Source organism: Flavobacterium sp. GNP011 (assembly GCF_056428925.1).
Genome location: NZ_JBWJVJ010000004.1, coordinates 142,846 through 169,190 on the forward strand (window position 1 = coordinate 142,846; position 26,345 = coordinate 169,190).

Genomic DNA, 26,345 nt, shown 5'->3' on the forward strand with positions numbered 1-26,345 from the left:
CAATCCAATGTGCTTAGATTGAAGATAATTAATATGTATCATATCAATAAAAAAAATACACTATTGAATGATAGGGCTACATTGTTTCTCTATACTCTACCTACATGCTATAAATAGTATCTTATTTTGAAAGGAAACAGAAAATGAACGCAATAAAATTGAGTCTTATAAAAAAGTGAATGGATTCTCTTTTGAAATAATCCTTTTGGAAGGAGTTTTATTTATATTTGCAGCATGTTTACATTTTTTAAATCGAAGCCTCTATTACGAGAGCTCATTCCGCAAAACCACATCGACATTCATTCGCATTTGCTTCCAGGTATTGACGATGGTGCCCAAACGTTCAAAGACACGCTTGCTCTAACCACTGCATTACAAAATATGGGGGTTAGCGAGTTTATTACAACCCCACACATAATACAACATGTTTGGAAAAACACACACGAACAAATCGTAAAGAAACAAAAAGAAACGGTATCCTTATTACATGAGAACGGCATCACGCAACCCTTCAAGGCTGCAGCGGAGTACCTGATGGACGACCAGTTTGTTACACTTTTTAAAGAAAAGTCTTTACTGACCTTGAAAGACAATTACGTACTGGTGGAGATGTCTTACATCAATGCCCCTATTCAATTGTATAGCATTTTATTTGATTTGCAGGTTGCTGGATACATTCCCGTTTTGGCACATCCTGAGCGATATCTTTTCTATCACAATAATATGAAGGAATACGACAAACTTATTAAAGCAGGCTGTTTGTTTCAGCTTAATTTATTATCCGTTGTAGGCTATTACGGCACAGGTATTGCTCAAATTGCCGAACAATTACTTAAAAAAGGAATGTATACGTATGTGGGTACCGATGCGCATCACGCCAAACACATTGCCGCTTTTGATCAAAAAATATTAATTAAAGACAGCTCACCTTTAAAAGAAGCAATTGCCAACAATCAATTTTTTAAACAATAAAATCAATCCTAAACTCTTAGTCTTAACAACTTACTTACCCCCAATAAAAAAAGCTTACTGAGAATGATACTCAGTAAGCTTTTTTATTTAGGAGCTATTCTATGACTATTTCATATTTAACAGCCTTTTATACCATACTTTTTGTTCAACTTGCATTCCGTAACCATAACCATAACCATAGCCTTTAGAAGAATCCGTATCATTTAACAACAAACACATGTTAGGTAATTTATGTTCTTTATATAAGGTGTTTGGAATATTCAACATCCTTTTTTCTAGGAAATTCGCACGTGCTACATAAATAAAACAATCTGCATTATTAGCAATTAAAAGCGTGTCAGTAACCAAGGCTACAGGTGCCGTATCTACAATGATATAATCGTATTTTTTCTTGAGATTTTCAAACATCGTTTCTACCTTTTGGCTCATTAATAGTTCAGCTGGATTAGGCGGAACGATACCTGCAGGAAGAATATCAAAATGTTGAAATCCATCATACTTTACAATAAAATCCTCTACTTTTAAATCTTTAGACGATAAATAGTTTGTTACTCCGTCATCTGGAATTGTTAAATAATCGTCCAAACGCGGGCTTCTGATATCCATTCCTATCAACAATACTTTTTTACCTGAAAGTGCAAAAGTAGCTGCCAAATTTACCGATACAAACGTTTTTCCCTCTGATGGAAAAGTCGATGTTAAAAATATGGTTTTGGCTTGCCCATCAGGAACACGACTCAGCATAAATTCTAAGTTAGTTCGAATAATTCGTAAGGCTTCTGCACTGCTCGTCCTACTTTCGGAACGAATCAACTCGTTTGGAGAATCAGAGGAAGGAACGTCACCAATAAAAGGGATAAGTGATTTGCCTTCCAAATCTAAACGACTTTTAATTTTCGTATCCAACAAATCGATCACATATATCACTCCAAAAGGAACTAAAACTCCCAACAACAATGCCGCCAGATAAATGATGCTCTTTTTTGGCGAAACTGGTATTTCTGATCCTTTGGCCTTGTCCACAACTCGTGCAATAGCCTCTGTAGCCGCCATCGCAATAGCGGTTTCTTCACGCTTTTGCAACAAGTACAAATACAGCTCTTCCTTCACTTTTTGCTGCCTTGCTATTACGCGAAACTGACGTTCTTGTACAGGAATTTTACCAATTTTACTATTTAACAATCCTTCTTGACCGCTCAAATCTCTTTTTTGGATTTGCAAGTTGGACTTCATTCGGCTCAAACTAGCCGATACATTAGACTTTAAAGACTCGATTTGCGAATCAAGTTTAATAACAGAAGGATTCGACTCTGTAGCCGATTTCAAAATTCTATTACGGTCTAAAACTAATTTGTTGTATTCGCCTATTAACTCAGTAGCTTCGCCACTGATAATGTTGTTGGGCAACAAATCTGCCTTTTTGCTTTTTTTCATAAAGTCAAGCATAGAACCGATCATGTTCAGCTGTATATCGGCCTCTACTCCTTTTTTATCGTACTCGCTAGACCCCTCTATAAAAAGCTTGGCTTCTGTTTCAATATCCGTCAAACGATTTGCATTTTTGAAGTCTTGCACATTTTGCTCCACTCCATCTAATTCTTCCGTAATTAAAGCCAAACGATTGGCAATAAAACGGGAGGTGTTCTCTGAAATGAAATTTTTATCTGCTGCAGCGTCTTCGTTATAATTTTTAACCAAATTATTTAAGAAATCCTCAGCTTTTTTAACTACAGGATCAACAATGGCAAGTTCCACCACACTACTCGTCTTGCTTAAAGGATTTACAGTCAACCGAGATCTGTAGCTGTTTACTACTTTCGCTAAAGGTGTAATAACAATATGGATTACTGTAGCTCCATCTCCATAAGATACGGGATGAATTAATGATTTGTTGATTACAAAAGTTCCTAACTTGGACGATATTGATTCTCCATAACGATAGGTCTTTTTAGAAGCAAGCAACATTGTTTTCTCAGCTTCCTCCTGCAATTCAAATGAATTTGTTGAAATCGCCTTAAATTCAAAGGCAGCGGTCCTATCTTCAAAATCTTGTTTCTTATTTAAAAAAGTAACAATGATGGGTGCATTTTTATACAAATCACTGCTGATGATTTTTCCTTGTGATACTAAAGTAACCGCTAGATTCATTTTCCTTAGTGTACTTTCTATAAGCGTGCGTGACTTTAAAATCTCAATTTCATTGTCTAAATTGTTTTTTGCTCCACCAATACCCATATCTGCAAAAGCCGATAATTCTGAGGACAGTCCGCCTTTTTTTTCATCTTTAACTAATATGGTAGTAGCTGCTTTGTATTGGGGTGTCGTGTATCTCAAATATACATATGCCATTGATAAACTGATCATTATACCCAACAAAAACCACCTCCAATGTGTCGCATATTGGTCTACAATGGCTCTAATATTTAAATCTTGTTCTGTATTATCAGTCTGAATACTATTTTCCATTCGGGTTTAATTTGAACTTGAAACGATAAGCGTTATTAAAGTGATTAGTAAAGAAGAAATAGAGATGATTACTCCTGTATTGGGTCCTACTGCAGCTGCATTGATGCGGCTTTTATTAGGCTCTACATAGACTACATCATTTTGTGCTAAGTAATAAAAAGGAGAATTCAAAAAATTGGCATTGGTGATGTCCACCCGATTGAAAGACTTTACTCCATTTGTTTCTCTAATGATCAATATGTTGTTTCTCTTCCCGAAAATAGTCAAATCTCCTGCCAAAGCCAGTGCCTCGATCAGCGTAATGCGCTCTGAGTTTACTGGGTACGATCCAGGAGCCATTACTTCACCTTGAATGGATACCTTAAAATTAGCTATACGGAGGTTGATAATTGGATTTTTGATGTAGGCCGCTATTTTAGAATGCAATAGTTGCATTACATCTGTACGAGTCAACCCACTCACTTTTAACTTTCCTATCACTGGAAATTCTATATTTCCATTGGTATCGACTAAATACAATTGCATCGAAACTTGACCTCCAGCGATTTTAAGGTCTGTCGTTGGCTGCGTAACAACTGAGCTCAAGTTAAAGGGAGCAGCAATTTCAGGATCCTCTGCAGATACAATAATAGACAACAAATCATCTTGTTGGATCTTGATCTCATAAGAGCTGCTGTTGGATTGGGACGACATGGCATCTATATTTTGGTAGTAAACTACGTCTTTTCTTTGGGCACACGAAAACAACAAGCCTATAATTAGGAAAGGTATGGCCCGTTGGAGTACATAATAATATTTCATTTTCAATCATTTGGGTTTTAACGGTGCAAATATAAGAAAACACTACTTAAACTGACCTTTTAATACTATTAATTTAAAATCATCTATAAACTAACTCCATAGCATCAACATACACTAGCATCCAACAGTTTTTAGAACAGATAACTTTCGAAAACGCAAAAAAATTTCTAAAATTGTCTAAATATGAGTGTATTTCAAAGAATAATGCAGATTGTCAAAAGTGCACAATTATCATCTTGTATTCTTAAGCTGTATTTGTATCGTAAACCCTTCACTGTAGTCATACAATACGATGAAAAAATCCATTAAACTAGCTTTCAGACTGGATACAAAAAAAACAGCCTAATTGACTATTTCTTTTATCGAAATGGACTACTCGAGTGTTTTTCGCTTTGTATATCAATACGCTATTATGGATGTACTTCTACTGCATCAAGCGTTTCAAAAGTAGAGTTCATACTTTTAAACTCGGGTACTATTTTTTTCATCTGCGTCACCATAGCATCATTAGTATACCCTTCTGCAATATGAATCAAATCAATCACATCTTGATGCAATGTCTCGTATTCTTCTTGCAATTCTTGAGCAATCATAATTTTAGAATGGTAGGTTGGTAAGGACTTTGAAGTGTCGTTCAACAATTCCTCGTACAGTTTTTCACCCGGCCTCAATCCCACAACCTGTATTTTAATATCGCGTTCTGGTATAAAACCAGCCAACTTGATCATTTTTCGAGCCAAATCAATAATTTTTACGGGCTTACCCATGTCGAAAATATAAATTTCACCGCCATTGCCCATCGCTCCAGCTTCCAAAACCAATTGGCAAGCTTCAGGAATCGTCATGAAATACCGAATAATATCCTTGTGGGTTATGGTTACAGGGCCACCCGCAGCAATTTGTTTTGTAAAAAGTGGCACAACCGAGCCATTGGAACCCAATACATTTCCAAAACGAGTAGTAATAAATTTAGTAGATTGATCCCCTTTTTCGCGTTGGTTTTTCAAATGCAAGGACTGTACGTATTTCTCAGCAATTCGCTTGCTGGCCCCCATCACATTACTTGGGTTTACCGCTTTGTCAGTAGAGACCATTACAAATTTTTTGACGTTATAAGCGCACGATAGATCCGCTAAATTTTTTGTTCCTTTAACATTCGTAAAAATAGCTTGACACGGATTATCCTCCATCAAGGGAACGTGTTTGTAGGCAGCAGCATGAAAAACAACATGCGGTTTATAGGTTTTAAAAACCATCTCCATTGCATCCCTGTTTCTAATATCTGCGATAACAGTTCTGATTTTAGCGTCCGTACTAATAGCATCCGTTTCCAATTGCAAATGATGTAAAGGGGTTTCAGCTTGGTCCAGTATAATTACTTTTTTAGGATTAAAAGTCAGCACTTGTCTCACGATTTCACTTCCAATAGAACCCGCAGCACCACTAATCAAAACCACCTTGTCTTTCAATTGCTTGGAAATGGATTTGTTGTCCAAAACAATTGGTTTCCGTTCTAGTAAATCTTCAATTTGAATAGTTTTAACCTTTTGAGAAATCTCGCGTTGGTTCTCCCAATCCGAAATCAAAGGCACGGTAAAAACTTTTAAATTGTATTCCAAACACTGATCTACAATAACAATTTGCTCCTCTCTGGTTAATGCTTTGTCCGCCAAAATCACACTGGTTGCTCCCACAGAACGCATCATGGCAGGTAATTTCTTTTTCTGAACCAAAATGGGTAAATCAAGCATTCTTTTAGATGCATTTTGATTGTTTTTGTCAATGAAGCCCACAATTTTAAAACGCGTTGGCGTTTCAAATTTTAAAGCATTCGCTACCGATATTGCATTGGCATCTGTACCGTAAATGACGGTTCGAATCAGGTTGGTGTTTTTCTTTTCAGAAAAATAGAGTTCAAAAGTTTGTTTTACAATCACACGGTATAAAAACAATCCGCAAAAAGACAAGACGATATTGATGAATAAGGCCGTATTCAAAAAAACTTTTTCACCTTGAGCAAATTCAAAAAAGAAATTAACAATCAAAAAGATGACTAAAACGGATATTTGGGAAAATAATAATTTTACTGCATCAATATTAGAGGAATGTCGAATGATTCCCGAATACGTTCGGAAAAGCCAAAAGAAAAAGACATTGCACAACAATAGCGAAGCAACATAAAATCCTGAATGACTCGTAAGTACATAATCCAAACCAGTACCTTTAAAAATCAAGTAGGTAAAAAAGAAAGACAAAATGAGGATTCCCAAATCAATAGACACAATAATCCATCTGGGCAAGTATCCCAAATTGTGAATATTCAAGCGCAAATTTAAACTCGATAAATTTTCAGTAAAAAATGCGGCAACTTTTTTTGTAAATGGAAGACTCAAATTCGTAGGTTTTAAAAAGGTTTTATTATAATTCGTATTCTGAAATCAAAGATAAGGAAAATATTGTTTTTACAAGTTTCCTTTAAAAGATGTGTTTTCGATTTTTTTAGTGTTCAGTATACAGTTTGCAGTGTTCGGTTCACAGTTTAAAGTTTTCAGTATTTAATTGACAGTTATCAATAATTAATCGAAAATTTAGCCAACAAATCCTCTTAAAATCATTTCGAAAAACCCGCACTTAAATTAAAAATGCAAAAAAATAACGAGAAAACGCAGTGGCAGCAGTCCGCGAGATGAGGACGAAGGGAGAAATCAAGAGGTCAAAAGTCGAAGGTCGAACGGAATTAGTCTGTAGTAGTTCATTTTACATTTTCAGTTCACTTTTCACAATTCACATTTTACATGTAACAATTTTCAGGCTTAAAGCGATGATTCATGACTATCCAAAAAAACAGTATTAACCCCTGAATAAATTTTCTTTCTTTTGAAATATCAATTCATGAACACCCATAAATGAATAACTCGTGAGTAATCAAGACAAAAGAAAATAATAATCATAAAAATCTCAATTGACTGCACAAATGAAAATCATGTAGAGATGCTTCGTAACCCAGCATAACAAATTACAAAGTCAAACGTCAAAAGTCGAAGGTCGAAAGTAATTTATCCTCAGTTAAAAAAGTTACTCGAAAAAGCAATGCGATAAAACACACTTAAATAAAATCGACTATAACTAATAATTAGAAGCTTCGTTTCTCAGTAACCCCATGTCAATTATAAAAAGGGTTCTAAAATCGCAGTCAATACCTTAGTAATACGTTCCCTATCTGCATCGGATAAATTAGACCCTGACGGCATACACAAACCAGTATCAAACAAGCTTTCAGAAACAGAGCCTCCATAAAACGGATACTTTTCAAAAATAGGTTGCAAATGCATTGGTTTCCATAGTGGTCTAGATTCTATATTTTCAGCTTCTAATGCCAATCGCAAGGTCTCTCGAGTTAACCCATTCGCTAAAAGAGGATCTACAACAATAACACTCAACCAATAATTTGCAAAATAATCTTCATTGGGTACTGTAAAAACCGAAATCCCTTTATAATTTTGAAAGAACTCAGCATAAAAATCATGCATCGCTCTGCGTTTGACCACGTGATCATCTAGCACTTCCATTTGTCCTCTACCAATTCCCGCACAAATATTACTCATACGGTAGTTGTACCCTATGGCACTGTGCTGGTAATGAGGTGCATCATCTCTAGATTGGGTAGCATAGAAAACAGCTTTTTGTTTTAGAGCTGCGTAAGGAGTTACAATAGCACCACCTCCAGAAGTAGTTATGATTTTATTACCGTTAAAAGACAACACTCCAATATCTCCGAAAGTACCGCATTTTTGTCCTTTGTAAGCACTCCCTAGTGCCTCAGCACTGTCCTCTAAAATCGGAATTTGGTAGGCATCGGCAACCGCGCGTACGGCTTCAATTTGATATGGAACCCCGTACAAATGCACGGCAATAATGGCTTTTGGCTTTTGACCTTTGGCAATTTCACTAACGATTGCTTGTTCTAGAGCAACAGGACACAGGTTCCAGGTTTGTGATTCACTATCTATAAAAACAGGTGTGGCGCCTTGATACAAAATAGGATTAGCAGATGCTGAAAAGGTCATGCTTTGGCACAACACCACATCCCCTGCTTGAACTCCTAATAAAATTAAACCCAAATGGATGGCCGCTGTACCCGAAGATAATCCTGTTACAAAAACAGGTAGCTCTAAAAAGTGTTGCAAAGCAATTTCAAAGGCATCAACATCTGGTCCGCCTGAAGTTACCCAATTGTTACTTAAAGAATTTTGCACAAATTGAAGTTCAGAACCACTACACTGACCTAATGACAAAAAAATGCGTGGATTATCCTCCAATTTGCCAAGTATTAAAATCAAATCTTACGTCATCACTAGAAACTTGATCCAAAGGAAGCGTAGAAAAAGACAACAATCTAGAACCTTTCTCTAAAGATTTTATAGCATTAGCATAACCAAAGGGTATATTTAAGACAGCACTAACTCCTGCTGATAAAACCACTGATTCCACTTTTAAATCAGAGGAAGGATTTTCCCAATTATCAACTTTTACAAATGAAATTTGAAAGGAACCTGCAATGCAATAAAAATTTTTAGAATCTAGCTTGTGACCTTGCCAAGCTCGTATTGGATGCATTTCTGAGTTTTCTATAATATAAAAACGTTCAACCCCTAAAAATTTAAAATCATTTACAAAAGAAACAGATCCTCTTTGATCAGTAAAAACATTTCCTTCTATTAAATTAGTCCCCATTAGTATTTAATTTTTTTTAGCAGATAAAATTTTATAGAATATAGTACTAACAAAGGCAAAAGAACCAATGCAAATAGGATAAAATCTTCAAGCTGTGAATGACCACAAATAACTACAACAGATACTAAACCTTGAAGACTAGCATAAATCATAGCAACAATACGATGTTGTATTTTATAGCCGTTACTCAAAACTTGGTACAAATGCAAACGATGTGCCTCAAAAATATTCTCATTCAAATGAATTCTATGGGCAATCGTAGCAATTGTTTCAACACCATAAACTCCTAAAAATAAAAGCCATACTAATGATTCCGTTTTTAGAATCAATTGCAATAGTAAATAAATAATCCAAAAAGCAATAGAAATACTTCCTACATCACCTGCAAAACATTTTGCTTTTTTTCTAAAATTGAAGAATAAGAAAACTGCACTTGCTACCATGGGATACACAATAAAATCAAAAGAAGTAAAAACAGCTACATATGCGTTTACATATAACAAAGAACTTAATACAGCTAAAGTGTATAAACCTGTGATACCATTAATACCATCCATAAAATTATAAGCATTAATTATGCCAATAGCCAATATATAGGTCAACAAAATACCCCAAACCGGAACTATATCAAAAAAACCTAAACTATATAGTACTAGACTAATTGCTAGAAACTGTGTAATTAATCTAATTTTATTTGGAAGACTTTGAATATCATCCCAAAAACTGACTAAACTTACTAAAGTGATTCCAACAAAAAATAAATAATGACCCTCAAAATGTTGAAAAAAATAGAGTAAAGCTGCAAACCAAAAAATAACTCCACCTCCGCGAAGTGTAATTTCGGCATGGGCACTTCTATGATTGGGCTTGTCTACAATATTAAAACGGTCAGCTACTTTAAAATAAAGCAACATCAAAACCATTAATTTAATTCCTAATATTGTGTATTCCATTATTTATATGTGAAGCTTTTAGTGTTATTATAATTATTATAGTTTTTCATTTTTTAGATAATTTAAAACAGATTCAGGTTGCCAATTTAATAATCTTCTTGCTTTTGAATCATCAAAAGTTAAATCGGAAGTGATTTTTTTTAATTTAAGAGAATTAATTGGTACTTTATTTCCCAACACATCTCCTATTAAACCAATCGTTTTTGCTATAGACAAAGGTAAATTATAGGGATTCTTTTTATTTTTTTGTTTAGCTATAGCAACACTCAGTTCATAGAAATCAGGATGAACACCATCAGTCAAATTATAAGTACCTCCTATACTTGCTACTTTAGGGATAAAAGCGGCAACATCTTCAGCCAACACCATACTTTTTTTTGCTTTACCACCGGCGATATTAAAATAATAACCTTTACTAATTGCTTTTATCATTGTCCCTAAATTACCAGGAGGATTTTTTCCAACCAACAATGGTAAACGCAAAATAGTAGAAACAACATTATGCTTTTCACACCATTCCTTTACCAGTAATTCAGCTTCAATTTTACTCATGCCATAAGCGTCTGTGGCATCAAGTAGATGGTTTTCATTTATTCCTATTCCGAATTCCTGCCCATATACAGAAACTGAACTGATAAACACAAACTGTACAGGCACTCCTTTTTTTTCTAATCCTTTTAAAAGATTATCCGTTCCTGTAACATTTATATCATAAAATTGCTTTCTTTCAAATTCTGTTTTAGGTACAGAATGAGCTTTACCAGCGGCATGAATAATTAAATCGAAAGATTGCTTAAACACCGGTATTTCTTTTTCTAAAGAAACTTTATAATTTCCATCAGTTCTGGATAAACTATATACTTCACATTTATTCTCAAACGTTTTTAGAATTGACTTTCCTAAAAAACCATTTCCTCCAGTCAATAATATCTTCATTTTAATAAAATTTTCAAAACTAAATAAATTGGGATAATCTTTTAAATATTCTTAATAACATTAAGTAAAATGGAGCTTTCAGACTATTGTTTTTCCACGCTTTAAGTATCTCTTTGTTTTGATTTACTATATTAGTAAAACTTTGATTTGTGGCTCCACCCAACCTCATTTTAATTATTAACCTATTAAAATATTTAGACTTAAAATTGTGCTTCTTAAACATTCTAAGCATCAATTCATAATCAGCAGCTAGTTTATACTCTAAGTCAAACAACCCTACATCTTTATAAACTTTACTTCTGACAAATAATGAAGGATGAGGCGGTACATTGGCATTCTCAAAAAAATTATTATAATAACTTTTTGATTTCCACTTTCTAACTACTTTATTGGTATCATCACTTTTTACATACACCAAATCCCCATACAATATATCTAAATCAGCATCAGTATTAAATTGTTCCATAACATCTGCAATAACCCCCAAATCCTGATACAAATCATCTGAATTTAATATCCCTATCACATCTCCAGTTGCTGCAAGAATCCCTTTATTCATAGCATCATACAAACCATTATCTTTTTCAGAAATAAAATAACCTAATTTATCTTTTGATTCATTGATTAAAACAACCGTATTGTCTTTAGAATCCCCATCTATAATAACGTATTCTATGTTTTTATACGTTTGTAAAAGAACCGATTGCATAGCATCTCTGATTGTTTTCTCATTATTATATACGACTGTGATTATTGATATTTTCATAAATACTCGAATTGACGTTAACAATATATTCTTAAATATACACTAGCGTTCTTAATTAATATTCTTTTCACCTTGAATCAGATTTTTTCTATATCCATAATCTCCTTTACTTTCTCAATGAATATCTTTGGATTCTTTATGAATTGAGCGACTATTGAAATCTGATTATCACTTAGTGTCCACCATTCAGATTTCAGTAAATCTATGATAGTGTCCTGATCAAAACGATACTTTATCACATTTGCAGGCACACCTCCAACTATAGCATAGGGTTGAACATCCTTTGTTACCATTGCATTGCTACCAATAACTGCACCATGACCGATTGTTACTCCTGCTTTAATTGTTGCGCCATGACCTATCCATACGTCACTGCCTATTTGAGTCATGACAACATTGTCAACCTTAAACAGTGCGAAACGTTTTTTAGGCCCACTATTCTTTACATCCTCAAAGACTGGAGATGTAGAAACCCAGTTCATAGGATGCTCTGGACCACCTACATAGACATGATCAGCAACGCTACAAAAAGCACCCATTTCTGTATTAACAAATTGACAATCATATCCAATATAAGAATATTTGTCTATCTTACAATTCAAAATATTACTTCCGCTATAGATTACAGAAGAAGAATGCACACTAGATTTCATAACGCTCTTGCCATGCAAGCGTTTGAAAATCTTAGAGTATAAGTAGAATAAATTCATTGAGCTAGTTAGTTTTAGAAAAATCATAAAAACGATTGTAGGCGTCCACGAAAGACCCTTTAGTGCAATTGAAGATCTTTACACCTTTGTGTCGAGCATAAACTTCAATTAGGGAGTGCGACTTGAACATATTTGCGAAGGCAGTTAGCATTGTGTACATATTGAACTCCTGCTTATATCTATGAACTTTCAGTCCTTTTTCATAAAAATGACGATCTCCATAACAAACAACATTTTCATCATCGACTCTAAGATCTTTTGTCCAAGAATGATCAGCTCCATATAAGTAGACCACCTCATACTGCATGTTGATTGCGGTTGTCAATGCACAATTAATTACAGTCTGACATTTAGGCATTCCCATTCTATACTTGTAGATTGCATGTCTGAAGACTTCAAAACCGTCTACTGCTGTAATATTTAAATACCTTATTTCAATGTTAGGATTCTTTAATTCTGCAAAAAGATTGCCTTTCGGTGCTGTATTTGGAACCATCAGATACATTTTCCAAGTCACATCATTATTTAATTTATAGATTAAATTATTCAACTCTTTTTCTAGAAATTCATTATATGGCTTAAAATAGTCTGGATCAATCAGAAAATAGAAAGTAGGCTTGATGGAAGTGAAACCTTCATACATGCAGAACATATTCATACAGAAAATATCACATTCTTTTAACATAACTTCGCCATCTCTAAACGCATTTACTAACGACGGTCCATTACCCAAGATACAACATTTAGTAGACTTTTTAAATTCCGACATCTCTTTTGTTTTGATGGCTTTTGAGAATGAACTCATTAAAACTATTCTACAGCAAGATGTAAAAGTTCCAGAAATGTTATCAATATACAAGCCTAGTCTATTTACAATTTTTCTCAGCCAATATTGATTCTTTATATGACTCATAATTATGACAAAATTTTATTAATAAATTTATCTATATCTCTTTTATCTAATGCTTTTGTGGCTTTTTGTATATATTCTTCATACTGCTTGCTAATGATGTCTGTTGAGAATTTTTTTGAGAACGCTTTAATTGCATTATTATCCCATTTACGACTAAGAGCATCAATAATAGCTTTTGCTAAAGTCTCATCGTTATGATCCCTTGCAAAAACCATACAATCCTCACTGTACAAGTCACTGATTGCATCAAGATCGTTGAATGTAACAACTGGAATACCTAAATTGTATGCTTCAATAATCGGAAGGCCAAAGCCTTCATCAATACTTGGCAATACCAACAAATCCGAAGCCTCAATATTTGCATAGACATCTGGTTTTTGCAATCGTCCATTGAATATCACGCCATTAAGTTTATTATTGTCAACATAGGTATGCAGCATATCCCAATCTTCTCCGTCTCCAATAATATTAAGTTTTATCTCGAATTTATCAGCAAAATGCTTTTGGATAACAGGAAGTACTCTGAGTAATTGTATTTGGTTTTTTCTATATGCAAGTGATCCTACGCAAACGATAGTTTTAACATCATTCTTTTCTCGACGCAACGACATATTAAACAAGCAATTATCTAAAATTGAGAAAAAATTCAATATTACGCGTATTTTATTTATTCCATAACGAGAAGTTATTCTATCTAACATCCCCGAACTAACAACTGAAACATCATAACTATTCTCGATGACCATCTGGAGATAGGTATCTTCTATTCGCCTATGCATCACATCACTAATCATCTTATTAAAAGAAACCAATCCGTGAAGGGTGCAAATAACTGGTACATCGTACTTTGCTGCGGCCATAAAATAAGGAACAGTATATATGTCAATACTATGTATATGGATTATATCCGGTCGATGCGTTTTTATTACGGCTTCAACTTGACCTGCAGAGAGGAAGTAAAATATAACCTTCAACCTCTGCTTAAAGTTCATTCCAAACTTATTTCCAAACTTTAATGCTGTTGAAAAATACTCCCATCGGAAATTGCTGAAAATTGTGAAAATACTTCGTTTTAATAAGATCCATTTTCCCACATGCATTTCATCTGTCAGGATAGACTGTGTCATCACGTATACCTCATGCTGATCAGCTAACATATCCACTATATCACGAAACATATAAGCGAATCCAGTTTGGTTCTTCATTCCATGTTTGTGTCCTTGAATAAGGATGTATGGACCTAGTTCTAAAATTTTCATTTTGATTATATTGTATGTGTGGTATTTAGCAAAACAGATGGAGAAATTGTAATCTTATCTGGATTTTTGATAAAGTATGTCCCCCACCATCCAAATGAACTATCTGTAATTATACCATGTTTACAATGAGCCATCAACTGCATATCTCTAAAACTCTCGATTCCTTTATTCCAATCAACAAAAAATACTTTATCCTTTTTGTAATTCAATGCAAAAATATCACTATTATTCTTACACCATTCGACACTCTCAGTATTTGTAAAAAAAACAAATACGGGATTATCAACATGCTTTTTCATATAATTAACGGCATCACGAAAATAGCCGAATTTATAGCACCAACCATTAGCAGAAAGCATATCACCTCGTCGTGCATGGATAAACACAGTATTTTGACTATCAATGAATTCTGCGAACTCTTTATTCTTAGAATCTGTGAACTGAGGGAATTTAAAAGCATTCTCAATCTCATCCTTAATCTTTTCAATCCCGTTAGACTTATATCGAAAAGTAAGCCATTGTCCGGTTAATATATTCTCATCTGTTGTTACAAAAATATTCTTTTGATTATCTGCTCTTTTAATATATTTTTCTGCGAAGACTTTATAAATAGTGCGTTTAATTGAAACTCCCAAACGCGTAGAATTAAAAAACTCATAACGAAGCTTTTTAAGGGAGCCTCTACTCTTTCCCGTGTCAAATTCATCACTTTCAAAGTCACCTCTGATATTCTTCAAATTTAATCCAGTGGTATTCAGTGATGCCGTAATATATTTTGGAAAGTTCCAGTCTTTACTCCAGAACTTACTCTCTCTAACTTTAGCAAGAACTGTGTTCCATTCCTCAGTGGTCATTTTATCCTTGATATTTGGAGCATCTATACCAAAGATATGATTCAATTCATATCCATTCCACTGACATATTGTTTCATTACACTCTGGAATACTGTATACCATTAATTCAATGTAACATTGATCAGTCGGATTCATCTTTTTTAAAGCTAAATACTCACAATAACTGAGCATCTGGTTACCTAAGCCTGATTCGATATGCACAACTTTCATATTATTCCACATTATTTATTTTGATTTATATTTTATTTTCGAATTACTTCTATTATACTGTATATATGATAGGATAAAAATGAATTGAAATAGGAAACCTGATCCAATCATATCAGAATTAGAAAACAATTGAACGAATATACATAGTATGAACGGAAGGATATCTCGATAATTGTTAATAATTTTGAAAAAAATATTTAAATATAATAGTAAACCAATTATACCGAACCTAATAATTACCAGCCAAAAAGAAGATACAAACATACCATTATCACTTACCAATACAAAAGGATTACTTACATTACCCGCAAGATAATAATCATAAGGATTAGCATATGTAATTCCAAAGATAAAATCTGAACTATTCATTTCTTGAACAACGTAAAGTCCATTCACTAAACGTACATCTAACTCGATATTGGTATTGTTTATCTTTCTCATTCCGACCTCAAAATAAGATGAGCTCACAAGAAGAGATGCCAATCCCATACCTCCGATGATAATTAATATTTTTAGCCATAACTTAATCCTTTGAGTAAATACATAAAACAGAAGAAGAATAAATGAGATGGCGATACCTGTGGAAGATGTTGATAAAAATAATGAAATGATTATAATGCCTGCCCATAGCAATTTATTTTCTTTCAATGCCAAAAATAGGGGAACAAGCATAAACGACACAAATGCCTGTGGCTCCATATAGAACGAAGATGGTCTATCCCCTAATTCATCTAGTCGAGTGAAGTCAAAACCTATTAATGGTAGCTTCAGAGGTTCTACTGATCCTCCCATTTTGGTTAGAAGCACATGGTAAAGCAAACCCAAGATACTTAAAATCGCCACATAATTCATCGATCCTGTAAGCTTCTTTTTATTAATAGCAGGAAATATAAAATTAATGGCACCCAAGCATATGATACCAGATATAGTAGCATTAATGAAATATAACTGAACTGAGTTCATTACAAATAGCCATATTATTTCATGAGTGATGTAGAAACCTAAGAAAATTAATATAGGTTTATAGGTCCTGTTTCTTGGCAAATTACCATGATTGCGCTTTATTGCAATCAGAATCAAGATAAGCGGCATCACCAAATGTAAGGGGACTATTCCCCACGAATAAGCACTAAGTATAGGATAGAGCGCAAATAACATCTCTAGCCAACCTATATCCTTTAAGTGTAAATAATTTACAATTTTAAACATCTATTCAGCTTTTGGCATTTTTCCTTTGATTTTGTTCTTTATAAATGGAAATAGGTGATTAAACCCATTTATAAGAATTTTAATGAACATATAGTCACCCCTATTTCTATGCAAGAATATACACACCGGATTGTTTTTCTTTCTCCGGATACCTTTATATGGCAAACCATCCATATATGGGTATCCTTGCCATCCCTGAAATGTTGGATCATCAGAAGGTGTTATATTGTTTTTTTTACAGAGGGCACTAAGAATGGATTGATCATAACGATGTTCAAAAAAAGATTCATACTGAATATTTTGGTCATATTCGGGTCCTATCATTTCATAATTAGAAGCTAAATATAGCCATTCATCCAAGAACATTCTACTCACCGCCGATTTTCTAAAGGCTATAAATGAAGCTTGAAATTGACGGCTTTTTCTAACTTCCTCTGTGTCCATATTGAGTGATTTTAATACCTCTCTCTTTGTAAACGATTCCTCTAAATAAGGAACCTGAGCAACAAATATATCCTCTAACATATTGTTAATAAGAGGCTTCGCAGATCGATAAAAAAAAGCTGCTGCATCAAGATAAAAAAGTACATCCCCTTCAGAACATTCTTCTCTAAATGCCTTAGTAATAAAATATACTTTCCACAGCCAAAGACCTGCACCTTTCTTTACTGATAAGATATCTAAATGTTGATTCCTGAATTCATCATCCATATCCTGATCGATATCATATACCACTATCTTATCAAACTTTCCATATTTCCTTGCACAACGAGCATTCAAGTCTCTCTGCTTGAAGTATGGAGCGTTAGAAAATGTAACAAATACATTCATAATTACTTATTTATTCCAGATGCCACTAGCACTTTTATTGATTAACTTCTTCACTTGGATCTTTCCTAGTATTGCTTGAAATATGAACAATGCTGATGGTAAAATCAATACTCCTTGAAGTCCAAATTTACGACAAGAAATAACCAGCAATGGCCATGCAACTACTGCAAAAAGGCAATAAATAATAAGTTGTATTCTTATCTTTCCAAGACCGTTCAGTATATTCATGTAGATTGCACCTATTGATTGTACTACTGCATAAATTAACATAGCTATTGAAAGTTTTGTATCTACCGAAACACTATCTCCAACCCAAATTTTGAAAAAGAATGGGCCTATAAACAACATTATAATTCCCAAAGCTATTTCTAAATACCAGCACATTTCAAGCTTTTTTACTGTATTTCTCATCCAAGTGAAATCATCTTTAAAAAAAGCATCAGTGAAAGCAGACCAGAAAGGCACGATAATAATCGTCATAATCATGTGAAGAATATTATAGTACTTGAAGGTAATATTATACTGCGTGACAGCCTCTGGTCCTATTTCTCTTGAGATAATAACATTTATCACCTGAAACAGCACAAGCATACTTATTGAGATAAGAAAAAATTGGACTCCTAACGAAAGAATATTTTTTATCAGTTTTGGCCTAATAAAAGATGGCGTAGGAGCATATTTTCTATAACTGGTAAAAAAGAAAGCATATAGAGATGATACTAGCATGACAAGAAAAGATACACCAGTATAATAAAGCGCCAAAGAAGTTAAACTACCATCAGATACCTTAGTTAGGACAAATACAACTGCAAGTGAAAATACATCTCCTACACAATTAATAACAGATGCTACTCCTGGTTTTTGGTCTGCTGTCAATAAAGTACCGAACAGACGAACTACCATATTTAGACAGAAGAATGCTCCAATAATTGTGAAAACTCGCGTTAACTCCTCCCTATTAATAACATCTACTTTTAGTAGTGTATCCCAAGAAATATATTTATTTGCAATCATTACTGAAACAAATATTACAAGTACAATACAAGTTACTGCAAAATATGTTGTACTAACATACTCGCGAGCAAGCTTTACATCTCCTTTTGTTTGCGCTTCAGTAAATCGATTTCGGAAACCATTACCTATTCCTAAATCAAAGTAGCTGATCCAGGCCACAATGGAAGATAATGTTAACCAAATACCATACTGGGTAGGATTGACGTAGTTTATAGTCAAAGGAACGACCAATAAACTCGTTATTATTGAAATACCTTTTGTCCCTAGAGATAATAAAATATTCCTAATGGCTTCCTGCGAACGGCCTTCGGTCTTTAATAGTTTATTAATGCTTTCAATATTAAGTTTCATAAGTACTTTAAAATAATTATTGTTATCGATGTATTTATACCCAATTTTAAGAAGGTCAGTTATAATTACGGGGTCTTCATAATAACTTCACCCTCAATCTTATTTATAGGTATTTGCTTTTCAATTTATACTTAGAGCTTAATTTGCATCTCGCAGGGTAAATAATGCATATTTATTCTATTTTTTTTTAATTAATTAGTTGATCAAATAAATTTTAAATTTATTCATAATTCTAAATTTTAGCAATAACTCTAATCCATTTTAGAAACAGATTAAATATGTAAGCTGTGATATAAACGATGAAGTATGCTATCGGCAACCAAAACAGATAAATAATCCATTCAGGAAATTTAACAAACCTATGACCAACTATCTTCACAACAGACGCCATCTCGTATACGATAAAAAAATGGGTAAGAAAAATAGGAAAACTCAAATCTCCAAACTTCATTAAAAATTTTGGGTACGTTCTATTAGAATTTCTGCTCAAAGCATGTATTAAAAGTAAATAGATTGACATACTAAACAGTGTCGGTTCTATCACAAAAGCAAACTGCAAATCTGAATTGAAGACATGGACACCAAGTAGTCTAAGGATAATTCATGCCAATAATGAGTTTTTATACTTTCTTTCTTCATTGTTTGCTTAAGGTAATTACATTCCTACTAAACAAGAGGTGACTGGTTAATAAAACTATAGTATGTAAAACTATCGTTCCCACAATACCATTCTTCGCCAATCATGGAAATACCGGCTATTATCATAATTCACATCAAATCTGAAATCCCTTTACCCAAATATAGTTAAAAATGACAAGGAATTAGGTATATCGAAGCGGATAGCAGAATGCACCATTATCACCATCATTATGGCTATTCCTTTATAAGCTGTAATTATATCTAATCTAGCTTTCATTCTTTCCTCTTAGGGTCACCAAACTTTTAAATTCATCCATCAGACTTTCCTGTTTGTGTAAAATAACATAGTTTTCTTCGCGTATAGATACGTTCTCAATACAATTAAAAAAGTATAATATAGACTTCAGAAAGGCATCATCAGATGGAAGTTCGCGTGTTTCAATATCTTGATTCTTCTTGATAGTATATGTTGGCACGAATCCTGCAGGTGCAGTAAGGATGCGACCGCTTGTGATAGTTCCCTGGTTACCCCAAATCTCTACGTCACACTTATAGTCGTTATCCATTCCGAATGCCAGTTGAGCAACTTGTCCTGCCGAATTTACAACTGTTGCACTACCATACATCTCCACCTCAAACTCGGATAAGTAGTTTACATTGGCAGCTGATATGTAAGATGAATCACCTAGCAGATAGGTAGCATACTTTATGGTGTAACCTCCTGCATCAAGAAGAGCTCCTCCTCCAAGTTTTTTATTATAGCGAAAGTCGTTGGCAGTTCTACGTGGAAAGCCAAACGAGATCCTGTAGTGACGAACATCTCCTATTTCACCTAAAGCTATAACATCTTGTAACGCCAGAAGTTGATCATGGAAAGCGAACATATAGTTTTCATGTAATGCAAGATGTTTCTTTGATGCAATTGAAATCAGTTCGTCAGTATCAGCCAAAGAGCAAGTTAAAGGTTTCTCCATAAATACATGTTTTCCATTCTCTAATGCCAACTTTGCCCATTTAAAATGTAATGCAGGAGGAAGAGGGATATAGATGGCATCAATTTCATCTGACTTGATAATTGCCTCATATGCATTGAAAACCTTGCATCCAAAGACTGATGCCTTTTCAAATTCTTTAGCCTGCTGTTGCTCAGTTTGCTGATTAGATACATTATCCAAATTTCCGAACCACTCTTCTGGACTGGCAATGGCAATACCAGCAAAAATAAACTTATCCGAAGCCTTTTTTAATGCAGGCAAAAACCTTCTTAATGCAATTTCTGAAGGACATATAATTCCAATTCTAATCATATTAATAAAAACTTATGGTTGAAAGCAATGAGCGTGCAGCAATGTTCAAATAATTATTGTACGTAACGAATGAAAGCATTTGATTGAGCGTCATCCAGCAATAATTTTCATCAACCTCAATTGAAAAATCATCACCAACTTCTACAATGATATTCAAATTCTGCTCTTGGAAGAAACGGCCTCCTTCTTCACTTTGATAACTGCTGTACCAAATGTTCTCTTTTGGAGCATTTAGAACTTGCTCCAAATATGGGATAGTATATTCGTTCTTTCCTTTTCGATAGTTTCCAGTCAAACACTGAACCGTGGGAGCCAACTCTACAACATCAAAGTTGCCCGATTCCAGTTTTGCTTGCACAAGGAAGTGATATATTCCATTTATCTTCTTTACAATGAAAGCAATGAGACCTTCCTGCGCTGAACGAATCATCGGCTGATCCCATGAAAAGACCTCACGATTTCCAATCTCAACTCGCACACCAATCACATCGAAGTACTTTCTGTCTTCATGACCAACTGTATTGCCATCGTATGCCCAATGCTGCATTTCTGATATACCAATAGGTTTAACTTCAAGCTCATACTTAAACTTTAGTGACGTAATCCAATGGATAATGTCCTGTAAATCTAGAAGGTGGTTAGTTTCGCTCAAAACTGAATATAGAAATGAATCTGGCTTTTCCGATTCTAGGCCAACCATAATCTTTACTGAACTCATCAATTTTAATGAATGTTCAGAATAACTACCGAATTTGATACAAGATATTACGGTACGACTATCCATATTGACAATATTATCATGCCTAAGTAGTTCCTTAATTTGACCAAGCGATACCCAAATAAAGTTACTATTTACAGGAACATCTTCATTCTCGTCAACCTCAACAATGATATTTCGATTACGCTTGTGAAGAAAACGAGCACCTTGCTCTGACTGCAATTGATCAATAAGAACCATCACATTCTTTTCGCCATTGAAATACTCCAAATAGTTAGGTGAATCTCCTCCATGCACCCGTGTATAATTGGAACGAGTTGCCTGAAGTGTAGGTGACAATTGCACTATATTTAGGTTCCCAGGTTCTATCTTTGCTTGAATTAGGAAGTGCATCACACCATTGAACTTCTTCACCACAAAGCCAAGGAAACCAATCTCAGGCTGATTGATAATAGGCTGATCCCACTCTGGTATATTGCGATAGTTGGTCTTGACACGAATACCATCGATGCTAAAAAACTTACCTGAATTATGACTAATACGGTCATCAAAATAGTTCCAACCTTTCAACTCGCTGATTGGAATCTGCTGTATTTTGGAAACGACTGCGTCATTCTGCTGTTTCATCCAAAAAAGTATGTCCTGCGTTTTCATGAATGATCCATGATTGAAGGCAGAGACGAGGAAGTCTAATTGTACATCTTCTACTTTTCTTGTTCTCATATTGCTATAAATTAAATATCATTTGAAAAATCTTGAAGTCGTCTATATTGTTTCAAATTAAGTAGCTCCCGTATCTTTAAATCATCAAAGTAGGTATGATCACTCTCTAAGCGAAGGTCTTTTTCAGGCCAAGGAATATCCGCAACCTTTGTATCAAACTTTCGAGCTACAATTTCAGCAGCTTCACGCAAAGAAAGTGTTTCTCCACCTATATTATAAATTTCTCCATTACTATTTGGATTAAACGCTCCTTCAACTACCTGATAACATAGATCTTCAATATGAGTGAATGTACGCTTGATAGTGCCACCACCATAGAGGGTAATATCATTACCATCCTTTGCTTGTTTAATAAAAAAGCCTACTGTACCAAAAGAATAGTCGGTAGAGAGTAGATTACCATATGGAATACATATACGAAATATAGTGTACGGGATGTCAAAACTTGCATTATATGCCTGTAACAAACCCTCGCATGCTATTTTATTGACCGCATAAATGGTCTTACATTCCTTCTCATCTGTTTCCTTTAAGGGCTTGTCTAAACCTTTATAGACCAACCGAGTTGAAGGGAAGACGATCTTTGGCCTATACTTAGATTTACGAATAGCATCGAGCAGATTTAATAAGCCAATTTCATTAATTGAATTATATACCTGATAGTTATCAAACCCATTGTAAGTGCCTGTAAGACCCGCAAACATAAAAATATAATCTACATTAAGATCTATTTTCTCTACAGATTCTGGGCTAGAAATATCTATCTTCTTGAAGTTTATCTCATCACAATCTAGCATGTCATATACTTGCGAGCAAATTCCTCTCTGCTGCAAGTAGAATGCAATATGCTTTCCAACGTAACCTTTACCACCAATTATTGCACACCTCATCATCATTTATTATTGTATATCTCTGAATAATACTTCAAGTAGTTCTCAGAAGTTATATTATTTTTTAAACTTCTTTCTTTTAAGATAGCACTTGAAAGTCTTCATATTTACTTCTCTTTACTTCAAATGGATACTTATCCCAGTTTCTCTTGGGGTTTTGAACTATCAATACTTATATTGAATTGCTTCCTAGTCTATAAGTTACACATTTAAAATAAATAAATTCTTATTCTTTTTCATGACTAAGTTGATTATCTGCTGTTTTGAATGGCTCGTAATTGATAGGTAATTATTAATCTAGAAGAGTATTTTTAAAATTTTAGCAAATATTAATGTTACTTAATATATTCTAGACTTACTCTTGTACCCTTATTCAAATCACTAGTCACTTTTTTTCCTAAAATATCTTTATAATATTTAGGATGCATACCAAATCCAGGACGAATAGAGCGTACATTTTTTTCGGTAATTATATCACCCTCTTTGATATCTTCTACAACATATAAAGATCTTGAAAAATCCTTCCCTTTGACTTGTTTATCCGTCAAAGTATAATCCACAACTCCAATAGCACTTTCTGCTTCTCGCACTGCTTTGACCATTGCGGTAAATTCTTCCTCATTCATCGAGAACGAAGCATCTGGTCCGCCTATGGAACGGTCTAATATAAAATGCTTTTCGATAATTTTAGCACCAAAACAAGTCGCAACTACAGGAACAGTTACTCCCATCGTGTGATCCGAAAGACCGCTTATCACATTGTAACGTTCGGCCAAATCTTTTACCATACACATATTGGCTTCTTCTATCGGCGCAGGATAACTAGAAGTACATTTTAACAAGGCAATATCAGTGTTACCCATTCTTCTGCAAGCGTCTAAAGCTAATTCAATATCTGCTTGCTCTGCAATACCTGTAGATAAAATGATTGGCTTCCCTTTTGAAGCCACATACTCAATTAAAGGAATATCAGTAATCTCAAAAGAAGCTATCTTATAAGCTGGAACATTTAGAGTTTCCAAGAAATCAACCGCTGTTTTATCAAATGGAGAAGAGAAACAGATAATTCCCTCTTCTTTGGCAACTCTAAAAATCTCTTCGTGCCATTCCCAAGGAGTATAGGCTTCTTGGTATAGTTTATATAGATTTTTGCCTTCCCAAATAGTTCCTTTTATCAAAAAATCCTCTTTATCACAATCTATTGTAATGGTATCGGCAGTATAGGTTTGTAGCTTTATACAATCCGCCCCTGCACGTTTTGCTGCACGGATGGTTTCAATAGCAGTAGCAATGCTACCGTTATGATTGGCTGAAAGCTCGGCAATGATAAAAACCTTGCTTTCTTTGTTTATTTTAAAATTATCTATTTGCATTTTTAACCTTTTTTTGTAAAATGAAAACTATTACAGTTTTCATACTTTATTATATTTTTAAACTCAAATCCTGCTTTTTCAAAAGCTTGCTTCGAGCTTTTATTTTGTTCTTTTATATATGCATTTATCAAATAGCCTTTATTGTTTTCTAAAAAATAATCGGATGCCAAAAGTAGTATTTCCTTTGCTAATCCCTTTCCCCTATGTTCCGCAGCTATAGAAATTCCAATCAAAGCTTCCTCTTCATTTTCTTTCTGAATGCGAATTTGTCCTATATTTAACTTTTCCTCATTTTGAAAAATCAACAACATACATGAATCATCTTCTACTTTACTTTCGAACCATTTTTTGTGATTTTCAAAATCAATTACAGTGGAATTATATGATTGCTCTCTAACATCCGAATCATTTGCCCAATCAAAATAGAGCTTTGTATCGGCTAAAGTCGCTTTTCGAAAAGTTAACATTTATTGTTTATTTTAGAATGAATCACTACATCAATAAATTTATCGTCAAAAAGGCAATGTTCTTTCAATCGGGTTTCTTCAATAAAATTGGAATCTTGCAACACAAAATATAAATGTGGTCTTAAGTCAAAAGCGTAAGTAAATATTTTATGAAATTTCAAGTCTTCAAAAGCTACTTTTTCTATAAGCAATAAATATTTAGTCCAAATGCCGTGAAAATTATCATTTTCTAATATTGTATTCATTATAAATGAAATTTCTGCATTTTTATCAATCCAATTAATATGAACTAAACCACCATAGCCTATACAAATATCATCCTCTATAAACGAAAATAAAATTTGATTGGGTTGCATTTGATGAAAGAGTTTTTCAACTATATTAGTGAAATAATTTTCTTGATCTTCTACAGTTAGCGGTTTATTTTGTCTTAAATGATAAATTTGTTCATTTCTCCATTTCAAAATATCCAGACGATCCTCAAAGCGCAAAGGAACAATTTTAAAATTATCATATTCAAAACTTTCATTTTCTAAACATCTATAGGCTCTCATCTAAGAATAATTTATATTTTAATTCTGCCAAAATCCAGTCTTTTTCAGTGTCTATATCATGCGCACAAAGCTCATCTATTTCGATTGCAAAAGTATCTTGTGTCCGTAAACTTTTATTTGTTATTAATTTCTTGACATTAAAAGTATAAAACATACCTGCATCGTGAAATGCTCTGTGCAAATCCTGTGTCCTTGCATTGGAATTAGAATTGTCAAAAGTTGCTATTTTACCCATATTCGAAAGCTTCAAAGCTCTTTGAATTGGATGTGAATACGCTATAATGGGGAATACACAATCACAATTTTCTTTAATCAACATCTCTAAAGAATCTTGTAAAACTTTAGCATTTACAAAAGGAGCACAGGCATAAATGCAAGTTGCAAAATCAAATTGGAAATTCTTTTCATTATACCAATCTAAAACTTCGATTAATACATCAACTGTTGTAGCAAAATCATTACTATTAGAGGCACTACGAATAAATGGCACTTTTGCTCCATGTTTTCTTGCAACCTCTGCAATTTCTTCATTATCTGTCGAAACCATAACCTCGTCATATAAACCACTTTTGAAGGCGGCTTCAATAGCATAGGCTATAATAGGTTTCCCGAAAAATTCTTTTATATTCTTATGAGGAATACGTTTACTTCCACCTCGAGCCGGAATAATAGCAATTTTTTTCAAGTTCAATGAC

At 33.9% G+C, this 26,345-nt stretch carries 23 protein-coding genes; 1 reads left to right on the top strand and 22 read right to left on the bottom strand.

Going from position 1 to position 26,345, the window contains the following annotated elements; all coding sequences use genetic code 11:
• Window positions 1-234 precede the first annotated feature (234 nt).
• Entirely contained in the window at window positions 235-972 is a 738-nt protein-coding gene (locus AC061E_RS05565) for a tyrosine-protein phosphatase (RefSeq protein ID WP_478285380.1), read from the top strand.
• Between the two features lie 105 nt (window positions 973-1,077).
• Here AC061E_RS05565 and AC061E_RS05570 read toward each other — a convergent pair whose 3' ends face one another.
• From AC061E_RS05570 to pseF, 22 genes are all read right to left on the bottom strand, one after another.
• Window positions 1,078-3,438: a GumC family protein gene (locus AC061E_RS05570; protein ID WP_478285381.1), complete on the bottom strand. Its 2,361-nt coding sequence runs from the start codon at window positions 3,436-3,438 to the stop codon at window positions 1,078-1,080.
• A gap of 6 nt (window positions 3,439-3,444) precedes the next feature.
• Window positions 3,445-4,239 (bottom strand): polysaccharide biosynthesis/export family protein, encoded by a 795-nt coding sequence (locus tag AC061E_RS05575; protein WP_478285382.1) that lies wholly within the window; start codon window positions 4,237-4,239, stop codon window positions 3,445-3,447.
• A 410-nt stretch (window positions 4,240-4,649) separates the two neighbouring features.
• Window positions 4,650-6,569, bottom strand: coding sequence for a polysaccharide biosynthesis protein (locus tag AC061E_RS05580; RefSeq protein WP_478285453.1), 1,920 nt, complete (start codon window positions 6,567-6,569; stop codon window positions 4,650-4,652).
• An 837-nt stretch (window positions 6,570-7,406) separates the two neighbouring features.
• Complete coding sequence (locus AC061E_RS05585) at window positions 7,407-8,558, bottom strand: DegT/DnrJ/EryC1/StrS family aminotransferase (RefSeq protein WP_478285383.1); 1,152 nt, start codon at window positions 8,556-8,558, stop codon at window positions 7,407-7,409.
• Window positions 8,548-8,973, bottom strand: coding sequence for a hypothetical protein (locus AC061E_RS05590; protein ID WP_478285384.1), 426 nt, complete (start codon window positions 8,971-8,973; stop codon window positions 8,548-8,550). The genes AC061E_RS05585 and AC061E_RS05590 overlap by 11 nt, the downstream gene beginning before the upstream one ends.
• Window positions 8,973-9,926: an MraY family glycosyltransferase gene (locus AC061E_RS05595; protein WP_478285385.1), complete on the bottom strand. Its 954-nt coding sequence runs from the start codon at window positions 9,924-9,926 to the stop codon at window positions 8,973-8,975. The genes AC061E_RS05590 and AC061E_RS05595 overlap by 1 nt, the downstream gene beginning before the upstream one ends.
• Window positions 9,927-9,962: 36 nt before the next feature.
• Complete coding sequence (locus AC061E_RS05600; RefSeq protein WP_478285386.1) at window positions 9,963-10,862, bottom strand: NAD-dependent epimerase/dehydratase family protein; 900 nt, start codon at window positions 10,860-10,862, stop codon at window positions 9,963-9,965.
• A 19-nt stretch (window positions 10,863-10,881) separates the two neighbouring features.
• The gene (locus AC061E_RS05605; RefSeq protein WP_478285387.1) at window positions 10,882-11,628 is read right to left on the bottom strand and encodes a glycosyltransferase family 2 protein; all 747 of its coding nucleotides are present in this window, start codon (window positions 11,626-11,628) and stop codon (window positions 10,882-10,884) included.
• 77 nt (window positions 11,629-11,705) lie between these two features.
• Window positions 11,706-12,281, bottom strand: a complete 576-nt coding sequence (locus AC061E_RS05610; protein WP_478285388.1) for a CatB-related O-acetyltransferase — start codon at window positions 12,279-12,281, stop codon at window positions 11,706-11,708.
• A 61-nt stretch (window positions 12,282-12,342) separates the two neighbouring features.
• Window positions 12,343-13,251, bottom strand: coding sequence for a motility associated factor glycosyltransferase family protein (locus AC061E_RS05615; RefSeq protein WP_478285389.1), 909 nt, complete (start codon window positions 13,249-13,251; stop codon window positions 12,343-12,345).
• Window positions 13,252-13,253: 2 nt separating this feature from the next.
• Entirely contained in the window at window positions 13,254-14,243 is a 990-nt protein-coding gene (locus AC061E_RS05620) for a glycosyltransferase family 4 protein (RefSeq protein ID WP_478285390.1), read from the bottom strand.
• Window positions 14,244-14,515: 272 nt separating this feature from the next.
• Complete coding sequence (locus AC061E_RS05625; RefSeq protein ID WP_478285391.1) at window positions 14,516-15,499, bottom strand: alpha-1,2-fucosyltransferase; 984 nt, start codon at window positions 15,497-15,499, stop codon at window positions 14,516-14,518.
• Window positions 15,500-15,589: 90 nt separating this feature from the next.
• Window positions 15,590-16,783 (bottom strand): hypothetical protein, encoded by a 1,194-nt coding sequence (locus AC061E_RS05630; RefSeq protein WP_478285392.1) that lies wholly within the window; start codon window positions 16,781-16,783, stop codon window positions 15,590-15,592.
• A complete protein-coding gene (locus AC061E_RS05635) occupies window positions 16,784-17,614 on the bottom strand; it encodes a hypothetical protein (RefSeq protein WP_478285393.1) in 831 nt (276 codons plus the stop codon). It lies immediately after the preceding gene.
• Window positions 17,615-17,620: 6 nt separating this feature from the next.
• Window positions 17,621-18,979 carry a lipopolysaccharide biosynthesis protein gene (locus tag AC061E_RS05640; protein WP_478285394.1) on the bottom strand — a complete coding sequence of 453 codons (1,359 nt, stop codon included), beginning with the start codon at window positions 18,977-18,979 and terminating at the stop codon, window positions 17,621-17,623.
• A 905-nt stretch (window positions 18,980-19,884) separates the two neighbouring features.
• Window positions 19,885-20,925 (bottom strand): Gfo/Idh/MocA family protein, encoded by a 1,041-nt coding sequence (locus AC061E_RS05645; RefSeq protein ID WP_478285395.1) that lies wholly within the window; start codon window positions 20,923-20,925, stop codon window positions 19,885-19,887.
• Window position 20,926: 1 nt separating this feature from the next.
• The gene (locus AC061E_RS05650; RefSeq protein ID WP_478285396.1) at window positions 20,927-22,366 is read right to left on the bottom strand and encodes an NDP-hexose 2,3-dehydratase family protein; all 1,440 of its coding nucleotides are present in this window, start codon (window positions 22,364-22,366) and stop codon (window positions 20,927-20,929) included.
• Between the two features lie 11 nt (window positions 22,367-22,377).
• Window positions 22,378-23,259 (bottom strand): NAD-dependent epimerase/dehydratase family protein, encoded by an 882-nt coding sequence (locus AC061E_RS05655; RefSeq protein WP_478285397.1) that lies wholly within the window; start codon window positions 23,257-23,259, stop codon window positions 22,378-22,380.
• A gap of 332 nt (window positions 23,260-23,591) precedes the next feature.
• Complete coding sequence (pseI, locus tag AC061E_RS05660) at window positions 23,592-24,629, bottom strand: pseudaminic acid synthase (RefSeq protein ID WP_478285398.1); 1,038 nt, start codon at window positions 24,627-24,629, stop codon at window positions 23,592-23,594.
• Between the two features lie 2 nt (window positions 24,630-24,631).
• On the bottom strand, window positions 24,632-25,096 hold the full coding sequence (locus AC061E_RS05665; RefSeq protein WP_478285399.1) for a GNAT family N-acetyltransferase: 465 nt from the start codon (window positions 25,094-25,096) through the stop codon (window positions 24,632-24,634).
• Window positions 25,090-25,650, bottom strand: a complete 561-nt coding sequence (locus AC061E_RS05670; protein WP_478285400.1) for a GNAT family N-acetyltransferase — start codon at window positions 25,648-25,650, stop codon at window positions 25,090-25,092. The genes AC061E_RS05665 and AC061E_RS05670 overlap by 7 nt, the downstream gene beginning before the upstream one ends.
• Window positions 25,637-26,335, bottom strand: coding sequence for a pseudaminic acid cytidylyltransferase (gene pseF, locus AC061E_RS05675; RefSeq protein WP_478285401.1), 699 nt, complete (start codon window positions 26,333-26,335; stop codon window positions 25,637-25,639). Before pseF ends, AC061E_RS05670 begins: the two co-directional genes overlap by 14 nt.
• Window positions 26,336-26,345 lie beyond the last annotated feature (10 nt).